7 protein-coding genes are annotated in these 7,982 nt (G+C 32.8%); all 7 read left to right on the top strand.

The genetic code is table 11. The annotated features are described in order from the left end of the window. The first annotated feature begins 92 nt into the window (after positions 1–92). Positions 93–2,954, top strand: coding sequence for a sigma 54-interacting transcriptional regulator (locus C3E88_RS05170; RefSeq protein WP_236909102.1), 2,862 nt, complete (start codon positions 93–95; stop codon positions 2,952–2,954). A gap of 186 nt (positions 2,955–3,140) precedes the next feature. Further along, positions 3,141–3,551, top strand: coding sequence for a PTS sugar transporter subunit IIA (locus C3E88_RS05165; protein WP_236909101.1), 411 nt, complete (start codon positions 3,141–3,143; stop codon positions 3,549–3,551). Between the two features lie 56 nt (positions 3,552–3,607). Continuing rightward, the gene (locus C3E88_RS05160; RefSeq protein WP_236909100.1) at positions 3,608–4,084 is read left to right on the top strand and encodes a PTS system mannose/fructose/N-acetylgalactosamine-transporter subunit IIB; all 477 of its coding nucleotides are present in this window, start codon (positions 3,608–3,610) and stop codon (positions 4,082–4,084) included. Between the two features lie 35 nt (positions 4,085–4,119). Further along, positions 4,120–4,884: a PTS mannose/fructose/sorbose/N-acetylgalactosamine transporter subunit IIC gene (locus C3E88_RS05155; RefSeq protein ID WP_236909099.1), complete on the top strand. Its 765-nt coding sequence runs from the start codon at positions 4,120–4,122 to the stop codon at positions 4,882–4,884. Positions 4,885–4,917: 33 nt separating this feature from the next. Continuing rightward, the gene (locus C3E88_RS05150) at positions 4,918–5,754 is read left to right on the top strand and encodes a PTS system mannose/fructose/sorbose family transporter subunit IID (protein WP_236909098.1); all 837 of its coding nucleotides are present in this window, start codon (positions 4,918–4,920) and stop codon (positions 5,752–5,754) included. Between the two features lie 37 nt (positions 5,755–5,791). Beyond that, on the top strand, positions 5,792–6,817 hold the full coding sequence (locus C3E88_RS05145) for a zinc-dependent alcohol dehydrogenase (RefSeq protein ID WP_236909097.1): 1,026 nt from the start codon (positions 5,792–5,794) through the stop codon (positions 6,815–6,817). A 78-nt stretch (positions 6,818–6,895) separates the two neighbouring features. Beyond that, positions 6,896–7,693, top strand: a complete 798-nt coding sequence (locus C3E88_RS05140; RefSeq protein ID WP_236909096.1) for a class I fructose-bisphosphate aldolase — start codon at positions 6,896–6,898, stop codon at positions 7,691–7,693. The last annotated feature ends 289 nt before the right edge of the window (positions 7,694–7,982 follow it).

The raw sequence follows: 7,982 nt of genomic DNA, 5'->3' as shown, positions 1-7,982 counted from the left end.
ATAAATAAATATAAAAAAATGATATAATGGTATACAATATATATTAGTGTGATAAAGAATTAAAATATGAATTCTTAAGGGGAGTGGAATTAATGACTAGGAAAGAAAGAGTATTTAAAGTCTTGAAAGAATTCTCTTCTAATATTTCTTCGAATGATATAATTGAAAGCTCAAACATTGGTTTTGATGCAGAAACCATTTCCCATGTTACTGAAATTAATAGAAGCAATGTAAGTAGAGAATTAAATGAATTAGTAAGAGAAGGTAGGGCTATAAAGATCGTAGGTCGGCCGGTAAAGTTTTTAGAAAAAACACATTTAGAAGAGATATCTCAAAAAAATTATGATGGGGATGGGGTATTTGAAAGCTTAGATGACTTTTTACAGATATTTAGTTCAGAAAATTTAGAATCAATTGCCAAGGAATCTGATCCCTTTGGTAGAATGATTGGAGCTACAGGTAGTCTAGAGTTAGCAATTAAACAGGCAAAAGCTGCTATATTATACCCGCCAAATGGTCTTCATACCTTGATAACCGGGCCCACTGGAGTAGGCAAGACTACCTTTGCTGAAATAATGTATCAATATGCTATATACACAGGAAGTATTCGGAAAGATGCTGAACTTATAATATTTAACTGTTCTGAGTATGCAGATAATCCCCAATTAATTTTGTCACAACTATTTGGTCATGTAAAAGGAGCTTTTACTGGAGCGGATCAGGATAAGGCAGGACTTATTGAAAATGCTGATGAAGGTATATTATTACTAGATGAAATACACAGGTTATCTCCTGAAACACAAGAAATGTTATTCCTACTTATGGACAAAGGAGTTTATAGGAGACTTGGAGAGACGGATAAATATAGGCAAGCGAATGTATTGATAATTGGAGCCACAACGGAAAATATAAACTCAGCCCTTTTACAAACTTTTTTAAGAAGAATACCTATGGTAATAAATCTCCCTTCTTTAGAAGATAGATCCCTTACTGAAAGGATGGAACTTATAGAGGAATTTTTTATAGAAGAGGTAAATAATGTTAAGGTACCGATAAAAGTCCACAGAGATGTAATAAGGGCTTTTCTACTATATGATTGTAAAGGGAATATTGGTCAACTTAAAGGCGATATACAGCTTTTATGTGCCAGAGGTTTTCTTGATTATAAGACCTATAATAAAAAAGAAATTGAAATAGGCATCCACTTCTTGCCTGAACATATTTATAATGGTCTACTAAATCAACATAAACGCCGAGGTGAAGTACTCCATTTAATAGAGTATGAAAAGGATTATTATAATTTTACGCCAAAAGATAGAGAGAAGTTTACAACTGTAGATAATTACAATCTATCTGATAACCTCTATAGAGAGATAACAGAAAAATACAATCATTATCTAGGAATGGGCTATCCAGAAGATACAATCAACGATATCATTAATGATGATATAGAAAAATATTTAAAAAAACTTATGATGAAATGTAATGTAGAAAAAGGTTTGCCGGGTAAAGAAGAATTATTTAAAATAATAAATCCAAAAGTATATAATGCCGCAGAGATGTCGCTGATATTAGCAGAACAAAAACTTGGACGGTGTTTTAGCAATAGGGCTGTAATTGGACTGGCTATGCACGTAAGTGCTCTCATGGAAAGAATAGCCGAAGGAGAAGTGATTTACAACGAAGAGATAAATAAAATTGCTTTAAATAATCCAAATGAATTTAGAACAGCAAAACTAATAAGGGAGATATTACAGCAGGAACTAGAAATAAACATACCTAAAGAGGAGATAGGATTTTTGACCATGTTTTTAAGTGCTGTAGATGCTAGCGAAAGTTACAAGAAAATTGGAGTCATAGTTTTATCCCACGGGGAATCAACTGCTTCAAGTATTGCCAATGTTGCTAACAGTTTATTAGGAACTGATCATTGCCATGCTATAGACATGCCTCTTGATGTAGAAGTAGAAGATGTATTAAAAAAGACCGTAGAAAAAGTCAAAGCTATAGATGAAGGTAAGGGAGTTTTGTTATTAGTAGATATGGGTTCACTTACAGCCTTTTCTGAGATTGTAACCAAAAAAACAAATATACCAACTAAATCTGTAGAAAATGTTTCTACTCCTATTGTGATTGAAGCTGTAAGAAAGAGCATCCTACCGGAAATGACTTTACCCACACTTGTAGAAGAGATAAAGAGCGCAAATCCATATATCGGTAGAATGATAAGTGGGGATATTAAAAACAAAGTCGACATTTTAGCACCTAAAGTAATACTTACCACTTGTATTTCTGGTAAAGGCGCTGCTGTAAAGATTGCTCAGCTGTTGAGAAATGCTCTACCTTTTATGGATGAATATAATGTTAAAGTTAGACCTGTAGATATAACTGAAAAATCAAATTTAGATAACATTTTAGATGAAGATGAAATGAGGAACTTAGTTGCAGTAGTTGGAACTGTGGATTTATATATACCCGAGGTTCCTTTTATTCCTATAGATGAACTGATAATTGGAGATGGAGTAAGAAAGATAGAGAAGAGTATTAGTGGTTTAGATAATTACTATGAAAGAGAGAAACCATCAGAAGAAAATATGTTTATAAAAATGCTAGAAGAGATGCTTACATTTTTAGATCCAGTAAAAGCATATAATCTCGTCAAGGATTCTTATTTAGCAATAATTAAATTACTAGGAATAGAAGATACAACTCAGCAGAAAACTAGGTATATTTTTCATAACTGTTGTATGATAGAAAGGCTTATCCAAGATGAGGTTTTGCCATATAAGGATGTAGACAAATTAATTCAAAAAGAAAAAACCCTATATGAACAAGTCAAATTTTCATTTATAGATATTGAGGAATCTTTCGGTATTACAATACCTGACACAGAAGTAGGGTATATAATAGATATGCTTGACACACAACAACACACTGATTATTGTCAGCTATAAAACAAGAAAATAATTTAAAGATTAACAAATATTATTATAATTTAGTAAAGGCAGAAAGTGCTGTACAGCACTTTCTGCCTTTACTATTGTAACTTGGCACAATAGCTTGGCATGAGAGTTGCATCTAATATAATGCTGAAGGACAAATGAAATATTGACATTATACTAAAGTTAGGAGGACAATTTATGATAGGAATTTTAATAGTTACTCATGGAAATTTTGGATTAGAACTTTTAAAAAGTGCTGAGCTTATTGTTGGGAAGCAGGAAAACGTTGATGCTATAGGTTTTAATCATGGCGATAATGTAGAAGAATTATACAGCAAAGTAAATAAGTCTATTAAGAAACTAGATAAAGGAGAGGGAGTATTAGTTTTTACTGACCTATTTGGAGGGAGTCCTTCTAATGTAACTGCTATTAATATGAAGGATTTGAGGTTTGAGAGCATATCTGGGGTTAATTTACCTATGCTTATAGAAGCTCTGGATACAAGAACTAGGAGTAGCTTAGAAGAGCTTGTAGATATGGTTATACAGATTGGCGTTGATGGAATTAAAAATATAAGAACCGAGTTGAAGGCAAAAGGTGCTGAGTAATAAAAAAAGCTAAAAGCTAGAAATTACAATAACTTTTAACAAAAGGGGGTGAAAGTATGAAAGAAGTAGTTTTAACTAGAATAGATGATAGGTTAATTCATGGACAAGTTATCACTGCATGGGTAAGAGTAACAAAAGCTAATAGAATATTAATTGTAGATAACGATGTTGCTGCTGATCCATTCCTTACTAAAGTATTAAAAATGGCGTCCCCTCCTGGTATGGAGGTAAAAATTTTAGACGTATATAATGCAATTGAATATCTAAAAGAAGATAATGATGTTAAGGAAAAAATTGTCTTGCTTGTAAAAACACCAGATACAGTTTATAAATTGCAAGAGGGGGGCGTTTCATTAAAGGAAGTTAATTTAGGAGGTATGGGAGCTAGGGTAGGTAGAAAGAAGCTTTATAAAAACATTTCAATATCTGATGAAGAACGAGAAATATTAAAGAAAATCATAGAATCTGGCACAAAAGTTTATATTAAAATAGTTCCTGATGACAAAGAAATTATTGTGGAAGATTTATTATAAGCTAACACAAATAATAATTTGAGAGGAGGATATAAATGAAGATTTCGTTACTTCAAGCATCTTTAATAGCATTGTTTTACTATTTATCATGGAGCCCATTTCTATCCTATATAAGCTTTTTTACATGGAATAGGCCATTGGTTGCCGGGTTGGTTACAGGAATTATTCTTGGGCAACCTTTGGAAGGAGCTATAATTGGTGCTAGTATTAATTTAATTTATTTAGGATTTATTTCCGCTGGTGGAGCTCAAATGGGAGATCCCGCTTTTGCAGGATATGTAGGTACTGCTATAGCTTTAGCAGCTGATATGGATGTTAAAGCAGCAATGGCAATAGCAGTACCTTTGGGAACTATTGCAACAATATTATGGATATCAAAAATGACAGTAAACACTTTCTTTGTGCATATGGCAGATAAAAAAGCAGAGGAAGGTAATACTAAAGCAATATCATTTATCAATATAGTACCATGTCAACTATTTTTATTTGCTGTTAGCTTTATACCTACATTGTTAGTAGTATACTTTGGTCCAAGTGCTGTAGATGGACTATTTAAGCTATTTGGGCCTAGAGTACTTCATACATTTGAAGTAATAGGAGGAATGCTTCCAGCACTAGGAATAGCGATGAATCTAAAAGTTATAGGTAATTCTTTTACTATGCCTTTTTTCATATTAGGCTTAATACTTGCAGTAACCTTTAACGTTGATCTAATTACTATTGCAATATTGGGTACCATAGCAGCATTTATTATAATCCAGTTAAAAGATTACGACTCTAACAATAAAATGTTATCTTAGTAAATTTAAGAGAGAACAAGGAGGTTTAGAGCAATGGTAGATAGTGTAGAAACAGGAGAATGTACAAAGAAACTAAGTAAAAGAGATATATTAAAAGCATATCGAAATTGGATCTTTTTTGCTGAGTCTAATTATAATTATGAAAGACTTCAGGCTACTGCATTTGCACATTCAATGGCACCTGTAATAGAAAAATTATATACGACAAAAGAAGAAAAAGCAGATGCTCTTAAAAGACACTTATCGTTTTTTAATACAGAGCCTGTGTGTGGATCAGTAATTCATGGAATAACGATTGCAATGGAGGAACAAAAATCAAATGGAGAACCTATAACTGGAGAGGGTATCAATGCAATAAAATCTGGATTAATGGGACCTCTAGCAGGAATAGGAGATACTCTAACTCAAGGCGTCATAACTCCAATATTATTATCATTATGTATAAGTTTGACTATGCAAGGCAACATTGGAGGACCTATAGTTTTTTTAATAGCTCAATATTTGATAATGTTTACTTTATCTTATTCTCTTTGGATGAATGGATATAAATATGGAAAAATTGCGGTAGAGGAAATATTAAGTGGTGGAATTATTAACAAAGTTATTGAAGGCGCCTCAATAATTGGTACTCTTGTAATGGGAGGTCTTGTAGGAGATTTTGTTTCTTTAAGTACAAGCATAGAGTTTAAGGTAGGAGAAGGGATCTTTTCATTACAACAAGATTTGTTTGACCAGATATTACCTGGTTTGCTTCCACTTATATTAACATTAATAGTTTTGAAATCATTAAAAAAAGGTACTCCACCATTAAAGATAATGGGATGGATTATAATAATTGGAGCAATAGGAGGAATTGTTGGAATATTTTAATATAAAGATAATTGTTATGAGGAGGTAGAAAATATAAATGAAAGGTTCTATGCAAGCTGCAGTTGTTTATGGCAAGGGTGATGTTAGAGTTGAAAGCGTTGAAATTCCAAGTATTAGAGAAGATGAAGTACTGGTAAAGATAATATATGCTTCAATATGTCCTTCCGATATGAGATATTATTTAGGTACTAAAGAAGTAAAAGAGCCAATGATTCTTGGCCATGAAGCTAGCGGGGTAGTTGCAAAGGTTGGGGGTAAAGTAAATAAATTTAAGGTTGGAGATAAGGTCGTAGTAAATAGCGATTATAAATGCGGAAAATGTTATTACTGCAAAAGAGGACTTCAAAATTTTTGTGAAAACCAGATTACAAGCGATGGCTGTTTTGCTCAATATAAGGCTGTACCGGTGAAAAGTTTATACCATATGACAGATGAAACAGATATGCTGGAGGCCAGTTGTACAGAACCATTAGCTTGCGTGCTAAATGGTTCTGGAAGGGCAAACATCAAGCTAGGATCTACAGTAGCAATAGTAGGAGCAGGCCCTATTGGGTTAATGCATCTACAAGTAGCAAAATTAAAAGGGGCATCAAGAATAATTGTTTTTGAACCAATAGATTCTAGAAGAGAGATGGCATTAGAGTTAGGTGCTACAGAAGTATATCCTGTGTTTAATGAAGAAGTGCTATCTATAATTAATGACAGTACAGATTCGTTACTTTGCGATAGTGTGATTGTAACCATTGGAGTACCTGCAGTAATGGAGGACGTTGTAGATTTAGTTGGAAACAACGGTACACTTTTATATTTTGCAGGGGTTCATCCTCATAAATTGATAGGAATTGACCCCAATATAATACATTATAGACAAATTTTAATAACAGGTTCTAGTGACTATCCTCTTGAATACTTTGAAACAGCACTTAATTTGATTTCAAAAAAACAAATACAAATACGACCTATAATTAGTGATATATTCCCAATAGGAGAAGCGGAAAAGGCCTTCGAAAACATTGTAAATAAAAAAGCGTTAAAAACTGTTATAAAAATGTTTGACGAATAATTTTTTAATAATAATAAACAACATAATCATAAGGTGATTATAAAAGAATTAAATTAATGTATAGGAGGAAGATGATAGATGAGTATAGGAAAAGAAATAAGATTAAAAAGATTTATAGATGATTCTAACAAGACTTTGATAATGCCACTAGATCATGGAGTAGAAGGAGTTTTTAATAGGCTTTCAAGAATGGACAAGTGCATAGAAGAATTAGCAGATAAGTCAGATGCTTTTATTTTAAGAAGGGGTTCAGTAAAGAATGCTTATAAAAGTTTAGTAAACAAATCTAGCATAATATTGAGAGTTAGTTGCACTACTACAATTGGTAAGCAACCAATGCCAACATACGAAAGCTTTGTTGCGAGTTTAGAAAGTGCAATAAGGTTAGGGGCAGATGCTGTGATTGCAACCGTATGGTTTGGCACCACAAAAGAGAATGAATGCATAAAGTCTTTTGGGGAACTTGCAGATCTATGTGATAGATACGGAATGCCCTTAATAGGAGAAAGTTTAATATGCCAGGATGCAGGACTTGATCCAAAAAGCGAAAAAGAGAATATTATTGCTGCCAGAACACTAGCAGAAGAAGGTGCTGATATCGTAAAAGTTCTATATACTGGATCCATGGAAAGCTTTGAGAAAGTCGTAAATTATTCTTTAGTACCTGTTGTAACAGCAGGAGGAGATACCTCAGGCACAGATATGGATTTTCTACAAGATGTAGAGGACATGATGAAAGCCGGTGCAATTGGAACTAGTATAGGTAGAAATATATGGAATAGAGAAAACTATATGGAGATGTTAAATGCAGTTGATGGAATAGTTAAAAAAGGAATGAATGCAAAAGAAGCTTATGATACCTTTTTAAAAAAATAGGCTGACAATATATAAAGTGATGAATTTATTATAAAGAGGAAAGTATTTATTTTTCCTCTTTATAAATGTTAAAGATCTAGTGGAGTTATTAGGTAATGATAATAGAAATGCTAGATATAGCAAGAGGTTTAACAGAATAATAATTTGAAAAAGGGGTGGTTTAATGGTTTTCCCAGATGCAAAGATACTCGATGTAGATTTAACCAATGGGAAAATTGAAAAGAAGACTATACCAGGAGAAGTATATCGACGATATCCTGGAGGTTCTTCTCTAGGTTTGTATATACTA

The sequence above is a fragment of the Clostridium sp. Cult3 genome (assembly GCF_021655115.1).
Taxonomy (GTDB): Bacteria; Bacillota; Clostridia; order Tissierellales; family Tepidimicrobiaceae; genus PPXY01.
This window is presented reverse-complemented; position numbering and strand designations above follow the sequence as displayed.

Excerpts from the sequence above, each read along its gene's own strand:
- C3E88_RS05170 (WP_236909102.1), top strand. The coding sequence starts at position 93 with ATGACTAGGAAAGAAAGAGTATTTAAAGTCTTGAAAGAATTCTCTTCT.
- C3E88_RS05165 (WP_236909101.1), top strand. The coding sequence starts at position 3,141 with ATGATAGGAATTTTAATAGTTACTCATGGAAATTTTGGATTAGAACTT.
- C3E88_RS05160 (WP_236909100.1), top strand. The coding sequence starts at position 3,608 with ATGAAAGAAGTAGTTTTAACTAGAATAGATGATAGGTTAATTCATGGA.
- C3E88_RS05155 (WP_236909099.1), top strand. The coding sequence starts at position 4,120 with ATGAAGATTTCGTTACTTCAAGCATCTTTAATAGCATTGTTTTACTAT.
- C3E88_RS05150 (WP_236909098.1), top strand. The coding sequence starts at position 4,918 with ATGGTAGATAGTGTAGAAACAGGAGAATGTACAAAGAAACTAAGTAAA.
- C3E88_RS05145 (WP_236909097.1), top strand. The coding sequence starts at position 5,792 with ATGAAAGGTTCTATGCAAGCTGCAGTTGTTTATGGCAAGGGTGATGTT.
- C3E88_RS05140 (WP_236909096.1), top strand. The coding sequence starts at position 6,896 with ATGAGTATAGGAAAAGAAATAAGATTAAAAAGATTTATAGATGATTCT.